The organism is Pseudomonas sp. R4-15, assembly GCF_055768815.1.
Genome location: NZ_CM147293.1, coordinates 3,407,600 through 3,430,781 on the forward strand (window position 1 = coordinate 3,407,600; position 23,182 = coordinate 3,430,781).

30 protein-coding genes and 2 other RNA genes are annotated in these 23,182 nt (G+C 65.6%); 1 reads left to right on the plus strand and 31 read right to left on the minus strand.

Translation table 11 applies throughout. The features are described from left to right. Positions 1–95 precede the first annotated feature (95 nt). The 29 genes from ACYRGX_RS16230 to ACYRGX_RS16370 form a co-directional block, all read right to left on the minus strand. Positions 96–557, minus strand: a complete 462-nt coding sequence (locus tag ACYRGX_RS16230) for a phage virion morphogenesis protein (protein WP_473053491.1) — start codon at positions 555–557, stop codon at positions 96–98. A 91-nt stretch (positions 558–648) separates the two neighbouring features. Then, a complete protein-coding gene (locus ACYRGX_RS16235; RefSeq protein WP_473053492.1) occupies positions 649–1,890 on the minus strand; it encodes a phage minor head protein in 1,242 nt (413 codons plus the stop codon). After that, positions 1,883–3,472 (minus strand): DUF935 domain-containing protein, encoded by a 1,590-nt coding sequence (locus ACYRGX_RS16240; RefSeq protein ID WP_473053493.1) that lies wholly within the window; start codon positions 3,470–3,472, stop codon positions 1,883–1,885. Before ACYRGX_RS16240 ends, ACYRGX_RS16235 begins: the two co-directional genes overlap by 8 nt. Then, positions 3,469–4,971, minus strand: a complete 1,503-nt coding sequence (locus ACYRGX_RS16245) for a terminase large subunit domain-containing protein (RefSeq protein WP_473053494.1) — start codon at positions 4,969–4,971, stop codon at positions 3,469–3,471. The genes ACYRGX_RS16240 and ACYRGX_RS16245 overlap by 4 nt, the downstream gene beginning before the upstream one ends. Next, on the minus strand, positions 4,968–5,132 hold the full coding sequence (locus ACYRGX_RS16250) for a hypothetical protein (protein WP_473053495.1): 165 nt from the start codon (positions 5,130–5,132) through the stop codon (positions 4,968–4,970). Before ACYRGX_RS16250 ends, ACYRGX_RS16245 begins: the two co-directional genes overlap by 4 nt. Further along, complete coding sequence (locus tag ACYRGX_RS16255; protein ID WP_473053496.1) at positions 5,132–5,650, minus strand: DUF3486 family protein; 519 nt, start codon at positions 5,648–5,650, stop codon at positions 5,132–5,134. The genes ACYRGX_RS16250 and ACYRGX_RS16255 overlap by 1 nt, the downstream gene beginning before the upstream one ends. 1 nt (position 5,651) lies before the next feature. Further along, the gene (locus ACYRGX_RS16260) at positions 5,652–5,969 is read right to left on the minus strand and encodes a hypothetical protein (RefSeq protein WP_473053497.1); all 318 of its coding nucleotides are present in this window, start codon (positions 5,967–5,969) and stop codon (positions 5,652–5,654) included. Next, a complete protein-coding gene (locus ACYRGX_RS16265) occupies positions 5,959–6,348 on the minus strand; it encodes a hypothetical protein (protein ID WP_473053498.1) in 390 nt (129 codons plus the stop codon). The genes ACYRGX_RS16260 and ACYRGX_RS16265 overlap by 11 nt, the downstream gene beginning before the upstream one ends. Further along, entirely contained in the window at positions 6,348–6,992 is a 645-nt protein-coding gene (locus tag ACYRGX_RS16270; protein WP_473053499.1) for a DNA-packaging protein, read from the minus strand. The genes ACYRGX_RS16265 and ACYRGX_RS16270 overlap by 1 nt, the downstream gene beginning before the upstream one ends. Further along, a complete protein-coding gene (locus ACYRGX_RS16275; RefSeq protein WP_473053500.1) occupies positions 6,989–7,444 on the minus strand; it encodes a lysozyme in 456 nt (151 codons plus the stop codon). The genes ACYRGX_RS16270 and ACYRGX_RS16275 overlap by 4 nt, the downstream gene beginning before the upstream one ends. After that, the gene (locus ACYRGX_RS16280; RefSeq protein WP_473053501.1) at positions 7,434–7,766 is read right to left on the minus strand and encodes a hypothetical protein; all 333 of its coding nucleotides are present in this window, start codon (positions 7,764–7,766) and stop codon (positions 7,434–7,436) included. The genes ACYRGX_RS16275 and ACYRGX_RS16280 overlap by 11 nt, the downstream gene beginning before the upstream one ends. Before the next feature lie 153 nt (positions 7,767–7,919). Then, positions 7,920–8,321, minus strand: a complete 402-nt coding sequence (locus ACYRGX_RS16285) for a Mor transcription activator family protein (RefSeq protein WP_473053502.1) — start codon at positions 8,319–8,321, stop codon at positions 7,920–7,922. Beyond that, positions 8,318–8,719 carry a gp16 family protein gene (locus tag ACYRGX_RS16290; RefSeq protein ID WP_473053503.1) on the minus strand — a complete coding sequence of 134 codons (402 nt, stop codon included), beginning with the start codon at positions 8,717–8,719 and terminating at the stop codon, positions 8,318–8,320. The genes ACYRGX_RS16285 and ACYRGX_RS16290 overlap by 4 nt, the downstream gene beginning before the upstream one ends. Further along, positions 8,716–8,997 (minus strand): hypothetical protein, encoded by a 282-nt coding sequence (locus ACYRGX_RS16295; RefSeq protein ID WP_473053504.1) that lies wholly within the window; start codon positions 8,995–8,997, stop codon positions 8,716–8,718. The genes ACYRGX_RS16290 and ACYRGX_RS16295 overlap by 4 nt, the downstream gene beginning before the upstream one ends. Beyond that, an RNA gene (locus ACYRGX_RS16300) (hammerhead ribozyme type II) lies at positions 8,998–9,061 on the minus strand. It lies immediately after the preceding gene. Beyond that, entirely contained in the window at positions 9,060–9,728 is a 669-nt protein-coding gene (locus tag ACYRGX_RS16305) for a DUF2786 domain-containing protein (protein ID WP_473053505.1), read from the minus strand. Before ACYRGX_RS16305 ends, ACYRGX_RS16300 begins: the two co-directional genes overlap by 2 nt. A gap of 5 nt (positions 9,729–9,733) precedes the next feature. Continuing rightward, positions 9,734–9,803: hammerhead ribozyme type II (locus ACYRGX_RS16310), an RNA gene on the minus strand. Then, complete coding sequence (locus ACYRGX_RS16315) at positions 9,802–10,098, minus strand: HU family DNA-binding protein (protein ID WP_473053506.1); 297 nt, start codon at positions 10,096–10,098, stop codon at positions 9,802–9,804. The genes ACYRGX_RS16310 and ACYRGX_RS16315 overlap by 2 nt, the downstream gene beginning before the upstream one ends. A 16-nt stretch (positions 10,099–10,114) precedes the next feature. Beyond that, the gene (locus ACYRGX_RS16320; protein ID WP_473053507.1) at positions 10,115–10,339 is read right to left on the minus strand and encodes a hypothetical protein; all 225 of its coding nucleotides are present in this window, start codon (positions 10,337–10,339) and stop codon (positions 10,115–10,117) included. Positions 10,340–10,347: 8 nt separating this feature from the next. Then, on the minus strand, positions 10,348–10,797 hold the full coding sequence (locus tag ACYRGX_RS16325; RefSeq protein WP_473053508.1) for a hypothetical protein: 450 nt from the start codon (positions 10,795–10,797) through the stop codon (positions 10,348–10,350). A 212-nt stretch (positions 10,798–11,009) separates the two neighbouring features. Beyond that, on the minus strand, positions 11,010–11,642 hold the full coding sequence (locus ACYRGX_RS16330) for a DUF3164 family protein (RefSeq protein WP_473053509.1): 633 nt from the start codon (positions 11,640–11,642) through the stop codon (positions 11,010–11,012). A gap of 17 nt (positions 11,643–11,659) precedes the next feature. After that, on the minus strand, positions 11,660–11,974 hold the full coding sequence (locus ACYRGX_RS16335; protein WP_473053510.1) for a hypothetical protein: 315 nt from the start codon (positions 11,972–11,974) through the stop codon (positions 11,660–11,662). After that, positions 11,958–12,344 carry a hypothetical protein gene (locus tag ACYRGX_RS16340; RefSeq protein WP_473053511.1) on the minus strand — a complete coding sequence of 129 codons (387 nt, stop codon included), beginning with the start codon at positions 12,342–12,344 and terminating at the stop codon, positions 11,958–11,960. The genes ACYRGX_RS16335 and ACYRGX_RS16340 overlap by 17 nt, the downstream gene beginning before the upstream one ends. After that, positions 12,341–12,955 (minus strand): helix-turn-helix domain-containing protein, encoded by a 615-nt coding sequence (locus ACYRGX_RS16345; RefSeq protein WP_473053512.1) that lies wholly within the window; start codon positions 12,953–12,955, stop codon positions 12,341–12,343. The genes ACYRGX_RS16340 and ACYRGX_RS16345 overlap by 4 nt, the downstream gene beginning before the upstream one ends. After that, positions 12,955–13,671, minus strand: a complete 717-nt coding sequence (locus tag ACYRGX_RS16350) for an AAA family ATPase (RefSeq protein ID WP_473053513.1) — start codon at positions 13,669–13,671, stop codon at positions 12,955–12,957. The genes ACYRGX_RS16345 and ACYRGX_RS16350 overlap by 1 nt, the downstream gene beginning before the upstream one ends. 17 nt (positions 13,672–13,688) lie before the next feature. Continuing rightward, the gene (locus ACYRGX_RS16355) at positions 13,689–15,740 is read right to left on the minus strand and encodes a DNA-binding protein (RefSeq protein ID WP_473053514.1); all 2,052 of its coding nucleotides are present in this window, start codon (positions 15,738–15,740) and stop codon (positions 13,689–13,691) included. A 198-nt stretch (positions 15,741–15,938) separates the two neighbouring features. Continuing rightward, a complete protein-coding gene (locus tag ACYRGX_RS16360) occupies positions 15,939–16,811 on the minus strand; it encodes a hypothetical protein (RefSeq protein WP_473053515.1) in 873 nt (290 codons plus the stop codon). Further along, positions 16,808–17,245, minus strand: a complete 438-nt coding sequence (locus tag ACYRGX_RS16365; RefSeq protein ID WP_473053516.1) for a hypothetical protein — start codon at positions 17,243–17,245, stop codon at positions 16,808–16,810. The genes ACYRGX_RS16360 and ACYRGX_RS16365 overlap by 4 nt, the downstream gene beginning before the upstream one ends. A gap of 2 nt (positions 17,246–17,247) precedes the next feature. Continuing rightward, positions 17,248–17,586 (minus strand): helix-turn-helix domain-containing protein, encoded by a 339-nt coding sequence (locus ACYRGX_RS16370; RefSeq protein WP_473053517.1) that lies wholly within the window; start codon positions 17,584–17,586, stop codon positions 17,248–17,250. A 150-nt stretch (positions 17,587–17,736) separates the two neighbouring features. Here ACYRGX_RS16370 and ACYRGX_RS16375 point away from each other — a divergent pair, with 150 nt between their 5' ends. Beyond that, complete coding sequence (locus tag ACYRGX_RS16375; RefSeq protein WP_473053518.1) at positions 17,737–18,462, plus strand: XRE family transcriptional regulator; 726 nt, start codon at positions 17,737–17,739, stop codon at positions 18,460–18,462. Positions 18,463–18,720: 258 nt separating this feature from the next. On the opposite strand, the gene ACYRGX_RS16380 is transcribed toward ACYRGX_RS16375, so the two are convergent. Together ACYRGX_RS16380 and ACYRGX_RS16385 are read right to left on the minus strand one after the other, a co-directional pair. Further along, the gene (locus ACYRGX_RS16380) at positions 18,721–21,786 is read right to left on the minus strand and encodes an error-prone DNA polymerase (RefSeq protein WP_473053519.1); all 3,066 of its coding nucleotides are present in this window, start codon (positions 21,784–21,786) and stop codon (positions 18,721–18,723) included. Further along, a complete protein-coding gene (locus tag ACYRGX_RS16385; protein WP_473053520.1) occupies positions 21,783–23,180 on the minus strand; it encodes a Y-family DNA polymerase in 1,398 nt (465 codons plus the stop codon). Before ACYRGX_RS16385 ends, ACYRGX_RS16380 begins: the two co-directional genes overlap by 4 nt. Positions 23,181–23,182 lie beyond the last annotated feature (2 nt).

Genomic DNA, 23,182 nt, shown 5'->3' on the forward strand with positions numbered 1-23,182 from the left:
CGCCTCGCGCATGGCGCTGCGCGCGAATCTAACGCGGGTCTAACGCCCCTTTCACCGCTTACGCGGGCAACCCCAGCGCCCACCCCGCGAACGCATCACCTGGCGCCGTTCTGGAGAGGCGCCGCCAGGTACTCCTGGACGATCTCCAACACAGCCGCTTCATCGTCGTCGGAAATGCCCAGGAAGGGCCGCGCCGGAACGTCGCCCCACAGGTGCGGATAGGCCTCTTTCAGCCCGCCATTCTGCTGCATGCCGGCATAGACCAGGCTACTGCCCCATTCGAGCAGGTTGGCACCGGCTCGATAGTGGATCTCGTTGGAGAGCCGCCGGCTTTCGCCGATCAGCGGATCATTGCGCCCCTTTTGCTCGACGGTAGTGCCGGCATTGTCTTTCCACTTCACCCCATCCGGGCCGGTCTTTGTGGCAAAGCGCCGCTTGGTCGACTCGATGAAGTACTCGCCCAGGTCCTGCATGACCGGGCGGGTGTCCTGGCCGCGCGCCAGCAGCCCGTTAAGGGCGTCCAGGACGCGGCGATTGTCGGCGTGGATCTCGATCATTGGTTATACTCCAGGACGACCCCTCGCATCGGACCGTCATGCTCATACCATGAAACGTCTAGGGCGTTAGGCCGGGGGTGGGGTCGCATCCTCATTGCCGCACACGTACATAGAACGTTTGCAGCACCAGCATTCGGCGCTTGCGCCGCACCTCGAACACCGCCACATAGGTCTCATTGCCCAGCGTCAGCTCTCGACGCACCAGCGGCGTGTTCGTTGACTCCGAGTTCCCCGCATCCAGCAGTGGCCCGCCTTCGTTCAGCAGGCGCGGCAGCACGCTGTAGTCAGCAGCCGTCACCGGCCGTTGCCCACGGGAGTACTCGCCGTTGTCGCCATGCTTTCGCTGCACATGGCGCACTGCCGAGGCGTCCAGGGCGTAGTCATAGCCGTCGACCTGCAGATCCTTCAACGCCCGCACCTGGCCCACGTCGTCAGCCAGCAGCAGCCCCAACGTGCGATAGACCGGCAGCTGCTCGGGCGCCTCACCGCGCAGCACGCGCTGGGCATAGCGCCGGGCATCGTCGGCCACGCTGGGCAACGCGCGGTAGCTGCGTGCCAGCTGGTCCCGTTGCCGCGTGGGCACGCCCTCCATGTAGGCCTTGGCGATCTCGTACGGCCAGGCCCTGGACTTCTCCGCCATCTGCGTCACGGTTTGCGCCACACGGGCGCCGGGCTGGTAGTCCCACCCCTCATCGATGCCGGGGGCTTGCTCGGCGTCCCAGCCGTCCGGCGGGGTCTGCTCGGGATTTCCACCCAGGCGCCGCGCCCCGGCCGCCGAGCGCGCGCCGACCACGTAGCACTGGCAACCCCAGCCGTTCGGCGGGTAGTAGCGCCGCCATAGCGGGTGACTGGGGGGCAGCGTCAGCCCGTCCAGGCGCTGGTGCTCGGGGCGAGGATTGCGTACCGAATCGTTGTGGCGGTAGACCCACAGGTCGAAGTTGCCTTCCTGCAGCTGTGCCAAACGTCCCGCCGAATAGCTGGTCACGGCGTTGGTCTGGTAGATGACACGGGTGCGCCAGCGCTGGCCGGCGGCGGTGCTTTCGCCCGTCCAGCCGTGCCAGCCGTTGCGCTGGACGATGTCGCGAAAGTCCTTGCGAAACTCGCCCAGGCCGCGCCCTTCGGTCTGGAAACGGTCGACTGCCATCGCCAGATCAGCCAGCAGATCGGCCTTCGCCGCGCCGGCCACCATGAACCCGGTGTCGTGGGCATCACGCTTGATATCGTCCCAGCGCGCCGTGGGCACCAGGTTGCCCAACTTGTTGCGGTAGAACGCCACCTGTTGCGCGAAGGGGCGCCCCAGCACGGCGCGCAGGGTGGGCTGGGCGTCAGGCATCGCGAGATTCCGAAGCGTCTTCCAGGTCGCTGCGCCCGGCCAGCTCGGCGACGGACAGTCCATCACCGATCAGCGCGGCCAGCTCGTCGTCGTCCAGGTCGGCCTGCGCCGCCATCAGCATCTCGCGGAACTCTTCCAGGCTCTTGGCCGCGCCCAGCATGGCTTCGATGCGCTCCAGCCACGCGGCCACCTTCGGGTCGCCTTCGCGAGCCATGCGGGCGGCGATGGCATCGGCCGGGGTAGCCGGTCGCTGCCCCGCGCGCAACACGGCCAGGTGGCTCCCTGGCTCTGGCTGCTGCTTGAGCATCGCAGGCATCGACTGCTGTGGAATCGGCCGCAATACGGCCTCGCCGGCGGCCGCCTTGGGAATGCCGGTTTTCTCGTGGAGCCACCACATCGGGATCTCAACTCCCATGTCGACATAGACGGGCAACACGCTGGCCAGGGTTTGATAGTCCTCGGTCTCGCCCAGGTCCAGGGCGAAGCGCGGCGCCCGATTGGCGTCCTCGATGCCGAAGTTCATCGCCGCCATCGGCCATAGGATCGAGCGGCGGATGCTACTGCAGTACTGGCGCACGTCCGAGCGGATCAGGCTCGCCTGACCGCGCTCATGCACGTTGCCCAGGGCGTTGGTGTTGCTCCCGTCGCCGGTTCCACTGGTCAGCGTGCCGCCCAGGATGACGCGGCTCTTGCTGCGCTCGCACCAATTCATCATCGCCAGGTAGATATCTGCGGAACCTGTCGCGGCCTCCAGGTATTCCAGGCTCATCCCCTCGGGGATGATCCCGGCGGCGTCCTTGCCCATGGCCACGACAGCGCGCAACAGCGTCGCCTTTTCCTTGGCGGTGGCGTTCTTCGGGTATTTGCCCAGTCGTGCGGGCATACCGTAGATCTCCAGCAACTGCGCCAGATCGCCCAGGGCGTAGTTCTGGAACAGGTACGGCCAGGCCAGCATGCGGTGCAGGCCCGAACGGGCCACGTAGCCAGGACGGGCACGGTGCCGGTGCTGCACCCACCCCAGCGGCCACAACTCGGCACCGTTGGCACTCATGTCGCGCAGGGTGATGAGGTTCTGATCGTCAGGGTGCAGGCGGAACCAACTGTGCGGGCGCAGCAGCGGCTGCTCGATGTAACGCAGGGCACCGTCTCGCTGCCACGGCAGCTCCAGATTGGCCCAGCCATGCCCCAGGCCGGCACCGAGGTCGAGCACCAGGTCTTCCACTTCCATGGCGGAAAACACTTCGTTGGCGTGGTCCGTTGCGCGGCGCTCCTGCGCACTGGCGTTGTCCGGCGGAACGATCTGCCATTCCAGTTCGGCGGCCAACTGGCGGCGCTTGAGCAGGTCCGCACCGATCTGCGGGTCCTTCTCTTCCATGTCCTCGAACAGGTCCGACTGCGCCTGCAGGTCGCCCTGTTCGGCGCTCTCCAGGATCTGATACAGCCGCCCCGGCGTCAGCCCCTTGGTCGGGTGCTCGGCAAACTCGCGCTTGAGCTGCCCGATCCGCGCCTGGTCATCGGTCTGCTTTTCGCCCAGGGCGGCCAGGTCGCCACCAAACAGGCGCTTGATAAAGGTAGGGATCACCAGCAGCCACTCCCGAAGCCGTCGTTATCGTCGTCATCGTCATCAACGGCCCGGCCGGGAGCCGGAACCGCCGTGAACTCGATCTGGGTCACCTCCAGTAGGGAGGCGTAATAGGCCATGACCAGGGCAATCGCCGCGTCGCCATGGCGGTCCTTGTTGTTGCCGGTGCGCCCCTCGGGCACACGCGGAATGCCCTTGATGACCTCGATGGCGCGCAGGTCGTCGCCCACGTCCCGGTCACGCGGGATGCTCACCACATCGTCCTCGAGGCCCGCCTTGAACTTGGGCATGGCCTCCAAGTACCAGGCCTGGGAGATCATTACCGCCTGAATCAACCCGGAGCCGTAACGCTCCACCGCCTGCTCGGCCAGGTATTGACCATTGCCTCGGGCGTCCAGGGCGCCGCCCTGCAGGCGTGGCAAGCGGTCGGCGATGTAGAACAGGACCTGCTCTTGCTGCTTGAACGGCACGTTGCGCAGCTCGACCAGGAAGGGCACCGGGCGTTTGAGCAACTGCGTAATCACCATCGGCGCAATGACGGTCAAGTCACCCGTACGACCGAAGTCCTCGCCAAAGCAGTGCTGGTCGTTGGGACTGAGTTGCACCAGGTGCGGGAGTAGATGCACCTCGCACCAGTCGCGCATCTCTGCCGCCCGCAGGTGCTCCGGCATCGCGTTGAACGCGGCCGAGCCTTCGAAGCGGATCACCGGCGCATCGGTCATGCGCGCCTCGATCAATGCCCGCGACAGGTAGGCACCGCCGCCGGACTTCGGCACGCAATAGTATTCCTCCAGGGCGTCTTCACGGGTCGCGGTGTCGGCCAGCAGGTTGGCCTTCCACTGGTCTTCCGCTTCCTGGCTCCAGGGCTTGCCGCGCACCTGGCAGATGCGCTTGTACAGGCCCTGCTCGCAGGCATCGTCCAGGGTGATCCGGTGAACGCTGTAGCGCTTTTTCCCGGCCCGGCTGTCCTGGATCAGCTCGTTGAACAGGTTCTCGGCGCCGTTGTGGGTCGAGATCAGACGCACCTTGGCGCCCCACATCGTCAGCGCCAGGGCGGCCTTGAGTACTTCGGCGAGCTGTTCATGGAAGGCCGCTTCGTCGATGGTCACATTGCCCTGACGGCCGCGCAGGTTCGACGGCCTGGAGCTGAGCGCCTGAATCTTGAAGCCGCTGGCGAAGTAGATGTTGAAGGTCAGAATGTCCTTGTCTTCATCGGCCAGGACTTCTTCCTGGATGGCCCCAGCAGCTCGGTCGAACGCGCGCGCCCACATGGCGCAGGCGTCGATGAACTCGATGGCCATCTCTTTGTTGGAGCCGACATAGAAGTGATTCGTACCCCCGGCGGCCTTGGCCGCGCTGGCACTGAGCACCGCATCGGCCGCTTCGGCCCAGGTGATCCCGGTCCGGCGACTTTTCTCGGCAATCTTCAGCTCGGCCGGGTCTTCGATCCATTCCTGCTGATAGGGCAGCAGCACCGACGTTGGCACAGGCACGGTCATTCGCCGGGCTCCTTCTGCTCGATGGCCTGGCACCGGAACACGGTGTTGCCGACGTAGAAGCCGCCCAGGCGGCGGCATTCCGTGGCGACCGTGACGTGCGCTGCGACCCAGCCAAAGGCGAAATACAGGGCGCCGACGCCGAGGACCGCAAAAAGCTTCATCAGGCGATCCCCAGAATGTCGCGCTTGATCGTGTCGATAGCTGCCTGGCTCATGCCCTGGCTGGCCATGGCACCTTCGGCAACGTTCGCCGCTTCTTCCAGCGCCGCACGTCGCGCTTCGGCCTCGGCGGCGTACTTCTTCTGCGTCACCGATGCCTTGATGATCTCGGCCACGGTCTTACCGACCTTGCTGATATCCAGCTTCCCGTCGGCGGGCTGCAGCATCATGAACAGCCGCTCCTGCGTCAGGCGCAGCAAGGCCTCGTTGAGAGCCCCGGCCTCATCCGGTGCGGCCGCCACAACGGCTTTGGCTTGCTCGCTGGCCATCTTCAGGGCGGACAAACGTTCCTCGAAGTTCTGGCCGTAGCGCTGCAATGCGCTGCGGCTGATGGCAAAGCCACGCGCGGCCAGCTCGCCCGACAACGCCTCGTAGTCGCTGAAGTTGTTCTCGGCCAGCGCCTGGTCGAGCCACGTCTTGACCTTAGCAGGCAGGCCCTTGACCTTGCTGCGCGGCGGCATATCAGCTGCCCGCCCAGTACTTCTCGGGGCGCGCGATGCCCGGTCGGCAGTCCACGGTGTACTCCGCGATATCGACGCCGTAGTGGGTCAGCCCGCAGATCCACACGCCGGAGGGCTCCTTCTTCAGCGTGACCAGGCTGCGATCCTTCAGGTAGTCGAGTTCGCGGCGCAGTTCCAGCTGGGTCAGGTCGGGCAACACGCCCTGGATCGTCGACAGCACGACCGCTTCGTGCGGGTCCACGGGCCGGCTGGTGTTGAGGGTGAGCAAGATGAACCAGCGCAGGGTCTCGCGCCTGGCTTTTGCGGGGTCAATGTTCATTGCGTGGGGTTCCTTTGAGCATGATGTTCTCGAATTTCAGCGCCAGGCCATCGAGCTTGGCTTCGATCACCGACTGCCCCCGCACCCAGTCTTCGCGGCGCACGTAATTGACGGGCAGTTCGGCCTGAAACTTCATGAAGTTGCGCTCTAGCTGTTGCAGCGCATGGGCGTCTTTCTCCTGGCGCTCCAGGACCTTCGAGAACGCCGCCTCCCAGCGCAGCGCGGCCGCCTCTCGGGCGCGCTCCTGGGCATTGAATCGCTCGGTCTGGCGCTTCTCGAACTGGGCCAGCGCCAACTTGACCAACCCAAACACGACCGTGGTGAAGATCCCCAGCAACGAGATCGCCCATCCGATCATCTCGACGAGATCCGGCGGCATCAGTGGCCTCCTTGCACGGCGTCGATCAGAGCATCCAGCTGCGCGGCAGTGCCCTTGCACTGCTCGGCGTAGCGGACGTGATGGGCCAGGACTTCAGCGCGACCGATGCCTGGGGCGATGAGCTGGTCAGCGGCTCGGGTTTCGGCGCCTTGCGCAGCAGCTCCGCCGGGATCGCTGGGGGCAGGCACTGCGGCGCTGCTGGCTCCGGTGGCTTCGTTCCACACGCGGACAAAGCCAGCAGTAAAGCCGCAAGCAGGCAAAGGTTGCGGCTGCGCATCGAGCGCCGCGCGGTACAGGTCGTTGACACGGGCAATCTCCCCGGTGAGTCGGTCGGTGGTTTTGCGGTAGAGGCGTTGTTGCTCGGCCAGGTCGGCCGCCAACTGGTCGTTGCGCGCTTGCTCGTCTTGCAGTTTTTTAGCGGCGGCTTTGGCACTCGCCTCGGCGGCGCGAGCGCGCTGCAGCTCCAACGCCAGGTGCTCGCCCTTGAGCTTCTCCAGTGCCGTGTCGCCTTTGGACTGGGCCGCTTCGTAGCCCTGCGCGTAGGCGTCGGATTTCCAGTGCTCGATGAGCTGATACCAGCCCACCAGAACCAGGATCAGCGCGGCTGCGGGAATGAGCTTGCGCAGGGTTGAAAGCCAGGTCACAGGCCAACCTCGCATAGTTCGCGCTCTGCGGCCCGCCGCTTCACCAGACCCGCCAGCTTGCGGCCTCCGGCATAGACCCAGCGGCTCAGCTCCGCGCAGGCTCCACGCACATCGCCTGCGTTGAGCTTGCGCAGCAGCGTCGAGGTAGCGAACTGGCCAGCGCCGACGTTGTAGACGAATGACCCCAAGGCAGCGCGGCGCGTGTCGGGCTGGGGCTCAATAGCCAGTGAGTCAACGGTTTCAATGGCCGCGCCCAGCTCACCGGCCAACAGCGCCTGGCACTCGGCGTCGGTCTTCGTCTGCCCGAGGTGAACGCCGGCAGTGGAGCCGTAACAGATAGTCGGGATGCCGACAGGGTCCAGGTACGCAAACAGGCTGCGCCCCTCGTAGAGACCGACCATGGGCACCGCCAGGGCCAACGCCCCAGCCAGTGCGCGCGTCTTAACGCCCATTCACGGCTCCCACGATGGCCTCGCGCAGACGCTTCAGGTAGCCATTACCAACGTCGGGAGCGCTCTTCTTATGGCGGGGAGGCTTCGGGCAAGCCGAGCGACGGGGAGCGGCCGGCGGTTTCCGCTTTGCCTGCTCGATGCGCTCACGGGTATGGCGCCGATACGCGGCTACCCGCTCGAAGGCGGTGCGCACATGCTCTTCAACCAGCGCTCGCATGTGCTCCGGGCAGACTTCCAGCAGGTACTTGCGGCGCTCGCGCGAAGGCTCGGCGAGGATCGCGGCCGCGTAGTCACGGGGGGAAACACAACGGCGGGAGGACATGGCAGGCTCCGGCGGTAAGGGAGCACTGACAGTAAGGGGAGGTAAAAGGGAGTAGGGACTAAAGCCTTTTACTGTAAGGCCCGCCAATGCGGCGGGTTTCAGACGAGGCGACTATTCAACGCGGGGGGAGCCTACCTGTAAAGCAATAGCCGCCTAAAACAGCGACGGCTGCAGTCGGCGGCGATGCAGTGCGCGCTGTTCGGCCAGGATCGAATAGACCTTCACAACAGTCAGACCATGCTCTGCGGCCAGTTCGTCGACGTTGCCACCGGTATGGCGTTCCCATATCGACCGATCACGCAGCGCGCGCTCCAGCACTACCCCTTTTGGCATGTAGAGCTGACGCCCTCCGGCGTATGCAGCCATCGCCCGAACGGTGATGAACGCCCGGTGCCGTGCCGTGTCCTGGTCGTCGCCCGCTCGGATGTTCGCGGCCTCGATGACCTCGACCAGGTCAGTCAACGCTGCCGGCCACTTCGCACGCACTTCAGGGGACAGCATGTGCTCTAGGGCGTCAGCTGGCACCTCGTCGCCGAACAGATCAGGCTCGTTCATTCGATCCTCCCGTGACGCCGTGCGTCGTAAACAAGGGCCGCAACAAGGCGGCTCAGTTGATCGGTATCGCACCACTCGACGCGCTCGATCTTGAACATGCGAGCGGCCATCGCATCGGCATAGGCCCACGGCCGCCCGGCCTCGGCCAGTTGCGCCTCGATCTTGCCGACCAGTGCCTGGCGTGCGTCCGCCGCCTTCGGCTTGGCACGACCCGCGCGCTTGGCCGCAGTCGGTTTCCAGCCCAGGCGCTCGAACTCTCTCAGCACCGCGCCGACCTGACGGGGGCTCAGCTCTTTGGCAGAGCGCACGCCCGCCACGCGGCCCAGCAGTGCGCGATAGGTTTCGTCATCCAGGCCCAACTGGGCCTTGGCGATGTGGATCTTGGCCAGGCTGCTCATACGGGGTTCCTCGGGTCCATGGCGGCAATGAAGGCGGCCGGATCACGCCGGGCGAGGCCCGCCAGGTAGCGAACCCCCAGGGTCAGCACTTCGTCGCACTCATCGAATCCGCCGACCGCCTGCATGACGGCCAGATCCTCACGGGTGCCCCGGTAGGTGGTCCACGCCATGACCTCTGCGCCGACGCGCGCGGCATGCGCAGCGCGGCGGGCACGCAGGGCCTGCTGGCGCTTGGCGTCCTGCTGGCGGATGCGGTCTGTTCTTGGTTTCTTGCTCATCTGTGGCTGCTCATCAGTACCGGACCACCACGCCCGGCAGACCGCCCATGGGGCGGTTTCGCTCAGGTCAGGGCGAGGGGTTCGGTCCCGCCGACACCATGATTCAGGCGCACGCCCTCGGCAGCAGACTGCCCAGCCCGTCGGTCGTTGTGGCTGCGCTCGCTCGGTCCGGTACCCACGTTGCGGTTACGCAACTCGGCCTTTTCCAGTTCCGGGTAGTGATGCCGCATGTATGCCTCGACGGCGGTAGAGGGGGCGGCATTGGCGAAGTCCATGACCTGGCGATATACCGAGCCGACCCAGGCTTCACAGAACATGTCGGCACGCTTGGTCTTGGTTGCGGTTTTGCAACGCTTCAGCTTGTCCGCGATGTAGTCGCGGCGTGCCTGCCGCACCTGCCGCAGCAACACCGTCATCGTGTAGCTGGCGACTTCTGCCAGCTCACCAACGAAGCACCATTCCCCGACGCCGGCAGTGAACAACGAGCGGCAGGAATAGGCCCTGGCACACGTGATTGCCAACGCGCCTTCCCATCGGGGCGGGGTGATTTTTGAGCCGCTGCGGGTGCTGTGCTCTTCTATATCAGCCAGCTCAATGGCCGACTCGTCGAGCTGATGTTTTTCCATCAAGGCTCGGGCCTGGCGCATCGCTGCGGCGGCCTCGTGCGGGTTATCGCTGGCCGCTAGGCGCAACAATTTCTTTATCTTCTCCAGGGCTTTGCTGTGGTCCATTTCGTCCTCGGCTGCTCATCAGTACCCAGCCACCACGCTGGGCAGACCAGGCCCCGGCGGGGCCTGGTTTCGCTTAGGGGTTCAGGGCGTCATCCAGGACCTTGGCCACCTGCAGCTTCACGGTGCGCTTGGCCGGGATCTCGATGGCGGCGCCCGTGGCAGGGTTGCGGCCAGTGCGGGCGGCACGACTGCTCGCCTTGAGCTTGCCGATGCCCGGCAGCGGCACGTCCTCGCCGCTCTTGAGGCCCCGGAGTGCCACGGCGGCGAACTCGCTCAATACGGCCTCGACCTGGGTTTTGCTGATAGGCGTGCCGCACACGCCGAGGTCGTTGGTGATGGTGTCGATCAGCGATTGCTTGGTGATGGTCACGGGTGTTGCTCCTTGCTCAGTGCAGGGTGGGTTTGGATTGATTGGCTGCCGCCCGGCACTTGGGGCACGGGCAGTTGCCGGCCTTTGCCGCCGCGCGAGCGGCAGCGGGGACTACGTCGGGCACCAGGCGCATCAACGCCTGCGCGACGAAGCCGGCGGTGCTTGGGGACGGCGTATCGCCGCCCAGGGCGACGGAGACCGTGCCGTCATCGTCGCGGATGGTGATCGTGTATTCGGACATGGGCACTCCTAGCGCTGGCGGGTGAATGTGATGTGGTAGTCGCGAGCAATCTGTCGGGCCTGCTTCTCGCTCACGCCAACCGCTCGGGCCGCAACGGCGGGCGAAGCGCCGAGCGCGGCCTGGACCATCAGTCGTGCCGCGAGTTGGTCGGCGCACGGCGCAGGCTTGCGGGGTCGCACCGGCTTGGCCGGGGCCTCGACGGTGGCCAACACAACGGCTTCGGGCTCGACTGGGGCCGGCTTCTCCGGCTCGGCCGGCGCCGTGTACAGGTGCGAATAGACCGGCGTGCGTCGCGGGTCGATGACGAACGACTCGGGTCGGTCGAGCATCTGAGCGCCGATCTGCTGGACCTCTCCACCGCGAGCCAGGAAGGCTTCGGTTGCGGCGGCGATGCGCTGGCTCTGCGCCTCCAACTCGGCCGAGCGCGTGGGTAGCGCGGATACGGTGCGAGGCGGCATGTCAGCCTTCCTCCTTCACTGCGCTCTGGCGTGACTCAGTAAATCGAGACGGGTACCAGTCGCAGACCTCATCAGCCGGGATATGCCCGTAAATCAGAGTGCAGCGGCGGCAATGCACGCAGTCAGAACAGGTCTTGCCTTCTGGCAGGTCCATTCCATCCTCGGAGAAATCGCCTCGCAGGTACGGTTTGCGTTCTTCGGTTATGGCCATCTCACACCCCCGCGATATCAAGGCCGATGGGCTCGAAGCGGTCGCTGTCGCCGACGCGCTCATAGATCCGCAGGTAGTTCTTGCTGCCGACGACCTGACAGGCCTCCCCCAGTGCCTTCATCGCCCGCTGCCAACGTTCGTCGACGATCTCCAGGCGGCGCAGGGCGAGCACGCGAGCGGTGCGGATCTCGCCCTGGGTATCGGTGCGGAAGGCGTCGTTGACCAGCGTGACCACTTCGGGGCGCGCGCCCTCGGTCCAGTCGCGCAGGCATTCGTCGATCAGCGCACGGGCGGCCTGCAGACGCTCGTCCAGGACGATGCTTTCCTGGACGGCCATCTGGATCTTGTAGCGCCCGTCAAAAGACAGCAGCGAGACGTTGCCTTTCTTGCCGCCGATCCGCGCGCCGTATTCCTCGAAGGACATTTCGATAAACGCCCGGATATCGCCGAACGCACTTTCGCGAAACTCACGCAGCTCGCTCGACAGTTCACTGGCGCGGTCCACCAGGGCGCGGACGAGTTGGTCGCGTTCGCGGTCGATGGGTTTGATCATGCTTTCGTGGATCAGGCGCCCCTGAGCGTCTGCCCAGAAGCCCGCCGGAATCTCCGGCGCATGTTGGGTTGCTTGTTGCATTTCGGTGCTCCGGTGAGTCAGTGGGCAGTTGCGTATTCGGCGGGCCGGGCGTAGCTGATCGGCTCGCGCCAGCTCAGCGTCACGCCGCGAAACTCGGCCTTGTAATGGGTGCTGCCAGCAGTCGCAGTCCGGCGGAAGCCCAGCAGCACGTCCTGGTCGCACAGGCGACGACCGTCGCCGGGCAGGATTTCCAGCGTGTTGGTCAGCGGGTAGAACTGCTGGATGCGCACGCCCATGGATTGGAGTGCCCGCGCGGCGTCGTTGAAGTCGCGCAGGCTGCACGCCAGCGCAGGGGTCAGCACTTTCAAGGGGCGTTCAGTGGAGCCGTGCATTGCTGTTCTCCTTGCGCTGGGCGCAGTCGGGGTTGGCCGGGCAGTGTTGGCAGGCACGCCAGTGCTGCATCGCCATCGGGTTGTGGGTAGGCGCGGGGCGTGCGCGGTAGGTTTGGCACTGCTCGACCGTGATCACCTCGTCGGTGGCTGCGCACTCGATGCGGCCCAGGGCGTCCATAACGCGGCGCTCGATGCCGCCAGTGCTGGGCGATGGGTAGCGGTTCTGCAGCACCAGGGTTACCGCCGTCCGGCTCATGCCGATGCGGGCCCCGGCTAAGGTGCGGTTGGACTGCTCGACCTCGCGGGCCAGCAGCGTGACGAACAGCGGCGGCTGCTCGCCCCAGGCGGTCAAATCGACACGGGCGTTCATAGATCGACCTCCGGCTCAGGCTGGCGATACACGACAGCACTAAGGTTCGGATCGAACACCTGGCCGAGCTGCTGGATGATGGGTGGCAACGGCCCGGTATTGGCGCCAGGCGCCAGCCGATAGCGCGCGTAATCTCCCTTGACGCCTGGCTTTCCCTGGCGAACCTTGACCACGTACCCGGCCTGGCGCAGCCAGTCCAGGTAGCTCGCCGCCGCGCGCCAGGTCACCACCAGGTCTGCGGTGCTTGCCATCTGTGCCAAACCGCGCACATCCACTTCGCCCACGATGCGCAGCGTGCGCCATAGGGCCTCTGCCGCCATGCCTCGGCGGCACGGGGAGCCGTCACGCTTGAGGCGCGGGGCGTCTGCCCCCACGTCTCGCAGCAACGGATAAACCGCCTTGCTGGCGCTGGGGCCTTTGCGCTCGACGTAGCCTCCGGCTATCAGCGCACGCAGGTAGTTATGCACCGTCTCATCTTCGACGTTCGACGCACGGGCCAGCGCGTAGATCGTGGCGCCCTCACGACGGGCTCGGAGGGCTTCCCATACACGCTGGCGCGGGGGCTTACCGCCGATGCGCTCAAGGTGCGCAGGCTTGCGACCGGAAGTCATTACTTGCCCCTCCGAGGTGGTTCGCCTGTGGTCCAGCCGCTCTTCCAGTTCGGCAGATCGATCTCAGTCATGCCCTTGGCCGTGCATTCGCTGTTGACCTTGTGCAGGTTCACCGCCACGCGCCGCAGGCACCCCTTTACAGTGCGCAGCAGGTCGGCCAATAGGTCATCGGCGAATTTCAGGTTGGGGTAACTGGTCACCGCCAGACGCTTCACGTCGCTCAGGCTGGCCTCTTGTGCGGGCACCCAGTCGAGCACTCGGTTATGCAGCCGCTCCAGTCGCATCATGCTGGTGGAGACGCCTTCCTCGCCGATGAGCACCAGCGTTCCCTGGCTGGCGTTATAGATATCGGTCAGCACGTTGGCCGCCGCTTTCTCCAGCAGGTACTGCACGTCATCGACGATCAGCGGGCGCCCACTGCGGCTGAGCTGTTCGGCGACCTGGTCGACCATCTCCGACAGCGTGCGGGCCGGCGTGATGGCCATCTCGCGCAGGATGGCGAGAAGGAAAGCTTTCTTGGTCCAGGTGTCGCGGCACTCGATGTAATAGCCGCGATGCTGGTTTGCCATGCACGCCGCTGCCACGCTCTTGCCGAAGCCGCTGGGGCCGTACATGACGACCAGGCCAGGCAAGTCCAGCGGGCGCCGCATGGCGCGATCCACCGCGCTGGACAGCAAGCCGACGTTCGTCAGCGGGATGATGTTGGAAACGCTCATAGGTGGTACTCCCCAGGTCACGCGCGGGCCTCAGCGGCCGCAAAGTTGTCGTACATACGCTGAATGGATTGGAAGCTAGGGTGGTTGGGATAGGTGGCGTGCCACGCCGCCTCTTCGTCTCCCAGGGCCTCGCCACGCTGCTTGCGCGCCTCAAGCTCCTGCCAGAATTCGTAGCGGGTCATATCGTTGTCGGGCACGGTGAAGGTGGGCGCCTGCTGCTCAAGGCGGGCGACGTAATCCTCAGCCTCGATCAGGCGCTGCTGCAGGTCGTAGTCCCCTGGGTGCGGTGCATCGACCAGGCGGATTTCCACCTTCTTGCCGGTGATGGTTTCGCCCTTGGTGCCCAGCCGCGCCAGTTGCCCCTTGATGCGCGCGTCGTCGTCTTTCTCCACCTTGGTCTTGAAGACCTGGCGCTTATTGCCGCCCAGCTTGGCTTCGCCGATGTGCTCACCGTCCAGCGTGAAGACACCCACGCTCTGGGCATCCCGGTAGCTCCAGGCCACACGCACCTGCTCGTCGTGCAGGGCCACCAGCTCCTGCAGGAAGTACACGCCGCCATTGATGCGAACCTCGCCGCGCTGCGTGTAACGCACCTCTTGCGGCCGGGTCAGTGCGGAAACCAGGTCGAACGAGGCCGTCATCGGCTCGAAGCCCTCGCTTAACGCATACGTCCAGGCTTCGTTCGGCGTCTGGTGGCGCATACGCCCAGTCTCTGGATCGCGGGCTTTCGGCAGGCCGCGGTGAGGCTGATCGTTGTAGGCATCCAGGGCAGCCGCCAGGCGCCGCCAGAACTCGAACAGCGTCGGAATGTTCTTCGGCTGCTGGCCGGCCTTGAGTTCCTTGCGGCTGATGCGATGCACGCGGGTGCTGACGTGCTTGTCCATGTCCGCGCCAATGTAGCTGTCGAACTCTTTGGCCAGGCGTACCAGAATCGTCCGGTGCGAACGCTCGATCACCCCGCGCGCCTGCGAGTTGTAGGGCAGCGCGTTGGTCATCCTGCCGCCCAGCCGGTCGATTACTTCGCGCACTCGGGCATTGTCGAAGCCTGAGCCGTTGTCCACGTAGAACTCGCGGAACATCCCGCAACGGCTGATGCCGCTGGTCAGCATGTCCAGGGTGGCCAAGGCCGACTCCGCCAGGTTGATGGCATACCCAACGATGCGACGTGTACGCCAATCCAGGCAGGTCGTAACTTCCGGGCGGAAGGCCTTGCCAGTGCGCGGGTCGATAACCTCGGCATCGAACTTGTGGCCGTCCGCCACCCACACGTCATTCGGCAGCAGGTGGCTGCTGTCCAGGCGGTTGAACGCCTGCAGCGCTTTCAGCTCTTGCGGGCTGCGCCGGCCACGCTCGCGGGCCTCGGGGCTGAGCTTTGCCAGCCAACGCCGCACGGCGTGGATGCTCGGCGCGCCGGGATACTCGACCAGGAACGCGGCATAGGCGGCCTCGATGCTGGGCTTCTGCGGCCGCTGGTAGTGCGTGAGGAAGACCGGGGCCCAGGCGGGCACGCTCATGTCCGGCTTGCGCCGGGCCGGCGCCAGGGCGACTTCGCCGTGCTTGCGGAAGTCGGCCAGCCACCGTTTAAGGGTGCGCTCGCTCAAGGTGCGGTCGGCGTTCTTGCGGTCGTTGGCGCGCTCGACGCGCTCGGCCAGGTACGGGCTCAGCTTCCCGTCGCGTGCAAGGCCGACCAGCGTCAGGATGGCGCGCTGCTGGCTGACGATCTGGCTCATCCGCTCGATCTCGCGAATGATCGACACGCGGGCGCTCATCACGTCGCGCTGGTCATCGTTCAAGCGTGATGCGGAAACGCCGTCACGCTGCGGCGAAATAAGCGTGTGAGGTGCGGTCGGCTTCGGCGCCTCGACAGGCTGCTCGGCCTGCACCAGGCGAGCGACCAGGGCGGCCTGGGTTTCAGCGGGGAGGACGGCGAAGGAGTACTCGACGGCTTTGGAGCCAAGGCGGCGCTGGCCTTCCCAGCCATCACGCTCCGCGATTTTGCGAATGCCCCGCTCAGTACCTACAAGCCCCGGAAGACCGGCCAGCTCTTGGGCGGTGAACCACTTACGCATGGTCACCACCTCTATATAGGCGGGGGCTCAGTTCTCGGGTAGCGTGATCGGCGCCAACCAAACCAACACCAACCGAGGAACCCCCAGTGACAGATGATGAAAACCAACTGGAATACGCACGGCAACTGGCGACCCTGCCGCCGATGGTCGCCGGCATGATTGAGTCCATGCGTGAGCAGATGTACGAGATGGAAACCGTCATGGCTTGGGCGCTCGCTCAGCTAGATCACCTGCCGGGCGTGCAGCCGCATCACGCACTTCGTTTCCTGAGCAGTCGGGCGAATTACCTGGAGCGCTCGCCAGGTGAGGGTTTTGACCTTTCCCCTGAGGATGCCCAGGCTCGCCTGGACAATGTAGAGAGGGTTGCTCTACTTGATCACTTGCGCGGCCAGCTAGAGGAGTGGTCGCGTTTTCAGGCTCAGAAGTCATAGCCGAGGTACTGGATTGGGTCAGCAAACCAGCGCGCTCAGCCACACGCCGTAGCTGCGAACTGCGGCGGCGTTGATCGAGGGCTTGCATGACCTCGTAAGAAGGCGCCGCCAGCTCTTCACTCTCGCGCTCGACCTCCGCCTCATAGGCGACCACCAACCCAGCCAGCAGACTAGCGGTGCCAAACGTCTGGCCCGCTGCCTGCCAAGCTGCACGAACGGTCTCATCGAAATCGACAGCAGCGCCTTCGTAGCCCGTGGCGGCTGCATGGGCATAGGCACTGGCAGCAGCGAGAAACTGCGTCGCGTCCCACTTCGCCAACAGGGCGAAACACAGAATCGGGCGCAGTTGATCCGCCCCGCACGCTGAACGTGCAGCACTAGCGGCCTGCTTAAAGGCCTCGTCCACGTCAGCAGGTATAACCTGCCCATCCCGCACCAGGTCTGCGTCGGTCATAGGATGAATGCCGCTATCATCCGGGCCAAACAGGCCGACCCACTCGTCACACCACAGGTGGTTCAGTGCCTCGCAGACACCGTCTATGGCCGGGGTGCGGTATTCAAAGGTGCAACGCTGCACGCGCCCACTGAGTGGCCCACGCACCAACAGTTTGGTGCCTTGCTTGAGTTCTTCCGGTTTCATGCTTCACCTCCCAGCCGCCGCTTAAGCTCACGGGCGCGACGGGCGGCCTCGTCCCGCGTCCGCTCCAGTCGGCCCAGCTCACCCAGCAGTGCATCGCGGCCATACGCTACGCGCCCGCCGCGTACCTCGACGATCCAGTTCGTCAGCAACTGATTGGCGCAAACCTCTTCAAGCAGGGCAGCGCGATAGAACGGCAGGTTGTGGTCGGTGCGGGCCGGGCTCGACCAGGCATCGAGCATCGCCTTCGAGACGTCATCACCCGAAAGGCGAGACATGCGTGCGGCCACTTCGTAGCGGTCCAGGTCGCTGGCTTTGAGCACCGCGCCCACAAGCTCGCTGATCTGGATCGAGTAGTTGCCCTGCCCCGGCACGGTGGCGACAGGGTGCGGGATGGCGAAAAGGTCAAAGGTGCGGTCGTCTTTTCCGTGACGCATGTTCAGTTCCCCTCAGCGGTTTTACGGTGCGAAACAGGAACGTAACGGCTATCCTTGGCCGCATTGCGCGGGAAGGTTTCCGCCCGATTCGGGCGCTGCCGACGCGGCGATCCATCAGCGTTCCAGCGCTCGGGCCAGAGCTGGGCCGGCTCAACGCAAAGGCGCTCGGCAATGGCGCGCTCGATACGCGGATAGCGCCCGTGCTTCACCGCCCGCACAGCGCGGTCGGTGATATCCAGCTGGCGAGCCAGTTCGGCCGGGGGGCAGCCATGGACGCGCAACTGGTACTTGATCCACTCCCAGCGGTCTGAAGGGTCGCTGGGCATTTCGGCGATGTTCATCGGTAACAACCATCTTGGCGGGTGGTTTTTTTAGGCCGTCTAACTGCCTGTTACGGATAAACATAGCTAACTAGAAAAGGAACATCAAGCTAAATAGCTAGTTCCGATTCTCTTTTTTGGTTGGTTTGTTTTGCTAAAGAGAAATAATCAATGAATTCAGGTGTTTACGAGGAATCGGAACGTACCCCACAGGAAGGGGCCGCCGTTCCTTATAGCCCTGATGCAATCGGAACGAGGATTGAAGCCCTTGCGTTGAAGGTAGGAGGCAAGCGAGACCTAGCTAATAAGTCAGGCATCCATGAAACTCAGCTGTACAAATACATCAAAGGCACAAACGCACCGAGCATCGCTGTAGCGGTGGCGTTGGCCCAAGCTGGGCAGGTGAGTTTGGATTGGTTGCTGATTGGGGCCGGGGCAGCAACGGCTAGCTCTGGCACGGCCACCGAAGGGGCTGACGACACGTATGCCTATGTCCCTCTGTACGATGCCCGCTGCAGCGCCGGCCACGGCGCCTGGAACGAGCGCGCCCGCGTCCTGGTGAACCTCTCGTTCACCCGCTACAGCCTGCGCAAGAAAGGGCTTACCCCGTCGGACCTCGCATGCCTGCGCGTGGATGGCGATTCGATGGAAGGGCTGCTGGACGACGGGGATACGGTCATGATCGACCAGTCCCGCAATCAGCTTGAGGGAGAGGCTGTCTACGTGGTGATGCTCGATGACCACCTGTACGCCAAGCGACTGCAACGGCAGTTCGATGGATCGGTGCTCATCATCAGCCACAACAAGGAGTACCAGCCGATGACGGTCCCGAAAGACCGGCTCGGCGAACTGGCCATCATCGGCCGCGTGGTCTGGGCCGGCGGCTGGATGATCTGACGGCGCCTATTGCAGGCAGTGCCAAATACCCCTGTCAAATCTCGCGGATTCGAAACCCACGAGCTTTGGCACTGCCAACGGCTCCGGCACTCACCACACCCCGCCGAAACCCGCGCCAGCCCTGGCCATCCCGCTTTAACCCACTTCAACGCAGGTTAACCCGCTTCGTTCTCCCCCTGTGCCAATACTCCCACTAGCTCACAAGTCGCTGATCATTTCTGGCGACAACGCGGCTCGCGAATGAAACGGCAACAGGCCCTAATGAAAGTCCCGGCTGCCCGGTGTTAATCCACCGAGCAGCGGGTTGAGGTCCTCCAGGCGACGGGCGATCAGGTGGCGTACGCCTTCGGCGCACTCCAGTCGCCCGTCCACCTGCAGCAGGCGCGCGCCGAGCAGTTCGCGCCGCTGTCGTTCGGCCAGGTCGTGCCAGACGACCACGTTGATCATGCCGAACTCATCTTCCAGAGTGACGAAGATCACTCCGCTGGCCGTACCGGGACGCTGACGTCCCCGCACCAGGCCGGCCACCCGCACCCGACTGCCATGCTCCAGCTCCAGCAGCTCCCGCGAGCTGCGGCAGCGCCGTACGCGCAGGGCGCCGCGCAGCAGGCGCAGTGGATGCGCCCCGAGGGTCAGGCCCAGGCTGGCGTAGTCCGCCAGCAGTTCCTCCTCCCGTACCGGTAACGGCAGGCTCACCGGGATTTCCCGTTCGGCCTCGGCGAAAAGGGGCAATTGCGGCTCGACCCCGGCCACCGCCCAGCGTGCGCGGTGGCGATGCCCCGCCAGCCCCCGCAAGGCACCGGCATCGGCCAGTTGCTCGCGGGCACGCACATCGAGCGCGGCACGCCGGCAGAGCGCGTCGAGGTCGGCGAAGCCAGCCGCCCCGCGCGCGCCCTCGATCCGCCGCCCGGCGGCTTCCGCGAGCCCCTTGACCAAGCGCAATCCGAGGCGGATCGCCGGCTGCTCGCGGCCGATGTCTTCCAGGCTGCAGTCCCAGTCGCTGTAGCGCACGTCCACCGGACGTACCTCGATGCCATGCCGGCGCACGTCCTGCAGTATCTGGTCGGGGCTGTAGAAACCCATCGGCCAACTGTTCACCAGGGCGCAGGCGAAAGCCGCCGGCTCGTGACACTTGAGCCAACTGCTGGCGTAGGTCAGCAGGGCGAAGCTGGCAGCGTGGGACTCGGGGAAACCGTAGTCGCCGAAGCCCTTGATCTGCTCGAAAATGCGCGCGATGAACGCATCCGTATAGCCACGCGCACTCATCCGCTCGTGCAATTTCGCACGGTGCGGTTCCAACCCGCCGCGGCGCTTCCAGGCAGCCATCGAGCGGCGCAGTTCGTCGGCCTCGCCGGCGCTGTACTCGGCGGCGACCATGGCAAGCTTCATCACCTGCTCCTGGAACAGCGGCACGCCGAGGGTCCGCTCGAGCACCGGAATCAGTTCGTCATGGGGATAGTCGACCGCCTCCTGCTCGTTGCGCCGACGCAGGTAGGGATGAACCATGTCGCCCTGGATCGGCCCCGGACGCACGATGGCGACCTGGATCACCAGGTCGTAGAAGCGCCGGGGCTTGAGTCGGGGCAACATGGCCATCTGCGCACGGGATTCGATCTGGAACACGCCGACGGTGTCGGCGCGGGAGATCATCTCGTAGGTGGCGGCGTCCTCCTGCGGCAGGCTGGCCAGGGTCCAGCGCCGCCCCCGGTAGCCCGCCACCAGGTCGAAACAGCGGCGCAACGCGCTGAGCATGCCCAGGGCGAGCACGTCGACCTTGAGCAGGCCGACCGCATCCAGGTCGTCCTTGTCCCACTGGATCACCGTGCGCGCCTCCATGCTGGCGTTCTCCACCGGTACCAGTTCGGTCAGCGGTCGTTCGGAAATCACGAAACCACCCGGGTGCTGCGAGAGGTGCCGGGGGAAGCCGATCAGCGCCTCGGCCAGTACCAGCAGGCGTTGCATCAGCGGGCTCTGCGGATCGAAACCGGCCTCTCGCAGGCGCTCGGGCGACGGCAGGCCGTGATGCCAGCCGCCGCAGCACTCGGACAACGCGCCGAGCTGTTCGGCGGGCAGCCCGAAGACCCGCCCCAGGTCACGCAGCGCGCCGGCGGCATGGTAGCTGCTGACCACCGCCGCGAGCGCCGCGCGGCCGCGCCCGTAGCGTTCGAAGAGGTACTGGATGACCTCTTCGCGGCGCTCGTGCTCGAAGTCCACGTCGATGTCCGGCGGTTCGTTGCGCTCCTTGGAGAGAAAGCGCTCGAACAGCAAATCGCTGTGCGTCGGGTCCAGCTCGGTGACACCCAGGGCGAAGCACACTGCCGAGTTGGCCGCCGAGCCGCGTCCCTGGCAGAGGATGTGCCGCTCGCGGGCGAAGCGCACCAGGTCGTACACGGTGAGGAAATAGCTGTCGTAGCCCAGCTCGCCGATCAGCTTCAGCTCATGCTCGATCGCGTTTCGCGCCTTGGCAGGCGGGCCGTTCGGCCAACGCCGCCGGGCGCCCTCCTCGACCTTGGCGCGCAACCAGCTGGCCGGTGTCTGGCCCATAGGCACCAGCTCGTGGGGATACTCGTAGCGCAGTTCGCCGAGGTCGAAGCGGCAACGGGCGGCGATACGCAGGCTCTCCTCCAGTAACGCGGAGGGATAGAGCGCTGCCAGCTCCTCCAACCGACGCAGATGGCGCTCGCCATTGGGAAACAGCCGATAGCCCGCCTCGGCCAGGCTGCAGTGATGACGGATGGCAGTCATGCAGTCCTGCAAGGCGCGCCGGCCGCGGGCATGCATGTGTACGTCGCCACTGGCCACCAGCGGCAGGTCCAATTGCTCGCCGAGCCGTTGCAACTCGAGCAGGCGCGCCGCGTCGTCCGCCCCCCTGTGCAGCTCCACCGCCAGCCACAATCGCCCAGGAAACTGCGTCTGCAGCCAACGCGCATGCTCCAGCTCCGGCCGCTCCTCCGGCAACCACAACGCCAGCAGGCCCGCGTTGGCGACGAAATCCTCGCGCAGGAGCCGGTAACTGCCCTTTTCCGCCCGGCGCCGGGCCAGGGTGATCAACCGGCATAGCGCCTGGTAACCGGCAAGGTCCTCCACCAGCAGGACGAGCTTCGGCCCATCCGCGAGTTGCAGCTCGCTGCCGACGATCAACGCCACACCCTGCTCCTTAGCCGCCTGCCAGGCGCGCACGATGCCCGCCAGGCTGACCTCGTCGGTGATCGCCAGCGCCTTGTAGCCCAGGCGTGCAGCGCGGGCGAACAGCTCTTCGGCGCTGGAGGCGCCCCGCTGAAAGCTGAAGTTGGACAGGCAGTGCAGCTCGGCGTAGGCGCTCATGCGAACCAGCCATGCAGGAACCAGGCGTCCGAGCCCGGCTGGCGAAAGGCCCAGGCCTGGCGTCCATCGCGGGTGAGCACGCGGTAGTAGTCACGGCGTACGTCATGCTCCCACCAGCCGGACTCGATGCGCTCGGGGCCGGTTAACACGCGCTCGACGAGCAACCCCGCCTGGGGCTCTGCAAGCAGCCAGCCCGGGCGTGGCGCCGAAGGCGGCGCCTGGTCACCGCCGCTTTGCAGGCGCCAAGCACACTCGGGGCGATGATCGGCATGCGCAGCCAGTGGCTGCACTGCCGCATCGCCCAGGCGTGCCCGCAGGCGCTCACGCAACTGCTCCCAGGAACGTCCCTGCGTCGGACGTTCGTCGAACAGGCCTTGCCGTTCGGGCACGAAAGCAGGCAGGTCCTCGGCGATCAACCTGAGCGCCAACACCGGTTCGGGGACCTGCAACTGCTCCAAGCGCCCCCGCGCCAGTTCGAAGAGCGCCGCCGCCTCGCGCTCGGCGCTGAGCAACCCCACGTCGATGCGGCTGTGGTCGGCATGTCGATGCTCCAGGTGCAGCGCAAAACGCTGCACGCCACAGTCACATCCGGCGAGAAAAGCCGCCAGATCGGCAGTCAGGCGGCGCAAAGGGAACAGCAGCGCCTGGTGCGACTGCACGTCGAAGTTCAGTTCCAGGCGAGCGTCGAAACGCGGCTCCGGCTGGTAGAACTCCAGCGCTTGCGTGCCTAGTCCATACAGCCGATCCAGATGCGCCAGGAACTGCGCAGGAAAGCGCCGCGCCAGCGCCGCACGCGGCAGCGCACGCACCTGGGCCAACTGCCGCAACCCCATGCGCCGCAGCGCCCGGGCCTGCTCGCTCGGCAACCCCAGGCGCTCCACCGGCAGCGCACCGAGCGCATCCGCCAAGCCGGCGTCATCCACCGCCAGGCCATCGTGGCAATTGGCGAGAATGCGCGCCGCCAGCGGATTGGGCGCCAGCACGATGCGCCGCTGAAAACCCAGCGCATCGAGTTCTTCACGCAGTTGCGCCTGCAGCCTCGGCCAGGGGCCGAACAGCCCCAGGCTGCTGTGGACTTCCATCAGCAGCGCGCACGGAAAATCCCGGCTGACCTGACCACTGAAGCGATAGGCCCAGGCCGCCAGGAAATCCTGCGATCGCTGCGTCACCTGGGCGTCATGCAGGACGCAGATGAAGTCGCCCGCCAGCGCGCGGGCTGCGCTCAACGCCATGCCGGGGCGCAAGCCGAGCGCGCGCGCGGCAGGGTTGAGCGCGCGCAACACACGGCGCTGCTCCGGCCCTTCCAACAAGGCGAATGGCGCCCGCGGATCATCGCGACCGCGCAGCACACCGTCGAGCGCCAGTTGTGGCAGCAGGATGCAGGCCCAGCGCACGA

What these genes read in the sequence shown, in the direction of transcription:
- ACYRGX_RS16255 (WP_473053496.1), bottom strand. Translation starts at nt 5,650, where the DNA reads ATGCCGCCGCGCAGCAAGGTCAAGGGCCTGCCTGCTAAGGTCAAGACG.
- ACYRGX_RS16365 (WP_473053516.1), bottom strand. Translation starts at nt 17,245, where the DNA reads ATGCGTCACGGAAAAGACGACCGCACCTTTGACCTTTTCGCCATCCCG.
- ACYRGX_RS16245 (WP_473053494.1), bottom strand. Translation starts at nt 4,971, where the DNA reads ATGACCGTGCCTGTGCCAACGTCGGTGCTGCTGCCCTATCAGCAGGAA.
- ACYRGX_RS16265 (WP_473053498.1), bottom strand. Translation starts at nt 6,348, where the DNA reads ATGCCGCCGGATCTCGTCGAGATGATCGGATGGGCGATCTCGTTGCTG.
- ACYRGX_RS16375 (WP_473053518.1), top strand. Translation starts at nt 17,737, where the DNA reads ATGAATTCAGGTGTTTACGAGGAATCGGAACGTACCCCACAGGAAGGG.
- ACYRGX_RS16325 (WP_473053508.1), bottom strand. Translation starts at nt 10,797, where the DNA reads ATGCCGCCTCGCACCGTATCCGCGCTACCCACGCGCTCGGCCGAGTTG.
- ACYRGX_RS16370 (WP_473053517.1), bottom strand. Translation starts at nt 17,586, where the DNA reads ATGAACATCGCCGAAATGCCCAGCGACCCTTCAGACCGCTGGGAGTGG.
- ACYRGX_RS16275 (WP_473053500.1), bottom strand. Translation starts at nt 7,444, where the DNA reads ATGGGCGTTAAGACGCGCGCACTGGCTGGGGCGTTGGCCCTGGCGGTG.
- ACYRGX_RS16340 (WP_473053511.1), bottom strand. Translation starts at nt 12,344, where the DNA reads ATGAACGCCCGTGTCGATTTGACCGCCTGGGGCGAGCAGCCGCCGCTG.
- ACYRGX_RS16360 (WP_473053515.1), bottom strand. Translation starts at nt 16,811, where the DNA reads ATGAAACCGGAAGAACTCAAGCAAGGCACCAAACTGTTGGTGCGTGGG.
- ACYRGX_RS16250 (WP_473053495.1), bottom strand. Translation starts at nt 5,132, where the DNA reads ATGAAGCTTTTTGCGGTCCTCGGCGTCGGCGCCCTGTATTTCGCCTTT.
- ACYRGX_RS16345 (WP_473053512.1), bottom strand. Translation starts at nt 12,955, where the DNA reads ATGACTTCCGGTCGCAAGCCTGCGCACCTTGAGCGCATCGGCGGTAAG.
- ACYRGX_RS16295 (WP_473053504.1), bottom strand. Translation starts at nt 8,997, where the DNA reads ATGAGCAAGAAACCAAGAACAGACCGCATCCGCCAGCAGGACGCCAAG.
- ACYRGX_RS16280 (WP_473053501.1), bottom strand. Translation starts at nt 7,766, where the DNA reads ATGTCCTCCCGCCGTTGTGTTTCCCCCCGTGACTACGCGGCCGCGATC.
- ACYRGX_RS16230 (WP_473053491.1), bottom strand. Translation starts at nt 557, where the DNA reads ATGATCGAGATCCACGCCGACAATCGCCGCGTCCTGGACGCCCTTAAC.
- ACYRGX_RS16380 (WP_473053519.1), bottom strand. Translation starts at nt 21,786, where the DNA reads ATGAGCGCCTACGCCGAGCTGCACTGCCTGTCCAACTTCAGCTTTCAG.
- ACYRGX_RS16335 (WP_473053510.1), bottom strand. Translation starts at nt 11,974, where the DNA reads ATGCACGGCTCCACTGAACGCCCCTTGAAAGTGCTGACCCCTGCGCTG.
- ACYRGX_RS16290 (WP_473053503.1), bottom strand. Translation starts at nt 8,719, where the DNA reads ATGAGCAGCCTGGCCAAGATCCACATCGCCAAGGCCCAGTTGGGCCTG.
- ACYRGX_RS16235 (WP_473053492.1), bottom strand. Translation starts at nt 1,890, where the DNA reads ATGCCTGACGCCCAGCCCACCCTGCGCGCCGTGCTGGGGCGCCCCTTC.
- ACYRGX_RS16330 (WP_473053509.1), bottom strand. Translation starts at nt 11,642, where the DNA reads ATGCAACAAGCAACCCAACATGCGCCGGAGATTCCGGCGGGCTTCTGG.
- ACYRGX_RS16260 (WP_473053497.1), bottom strand. Translation starts at nt 5,969, where the DNA reads ATGAACATTGACCCCGCAAAAGCCAGGCGCGAGACCCTGCGCTGGTTC.
- ACYRGX_RS16320 (WP_473053507.1), bottom strand. Translation starts at nt 10,339, where the DNA reads ATGTCCGAATACACGATCACCATCCGCGACGATGACGGCACGGTCTCC.
- ACYRGX_RS16305 (WP_473053505.1), bottom strand. Translation starts at nt 9,728, where the DNA reads ATGGACCACAGCAAAGCCCTGGAGAAGATAAAGAAATTGTTGCGCCTA.
- ACYRGX_RS16350 (WP_473053513.1), bottom strand. Translation starts at nt 13,671, where the DNA reads ATGAGCGTTTCCAACATCATCCCGCTGACGAACGTCGGCTTGCTGTCC.
- ACYRGX_RS16355 (WP_473053514.1), bottom strand. Translation starts at nt 15,740, where the DNA reads ATGCGTAAGTGGTTCACCGCCCAAGAGCTGGCCGGTCTTCCGGGGCTT.
- ACYRGX_RS16285 (WP_473053502.1), bottom strand. Translation starts at nt 8,321, where the DNA reads ATGAACGAGCCTGATCTGTTCGGCGACGAGGTGCCAGCTGACGCCCTA.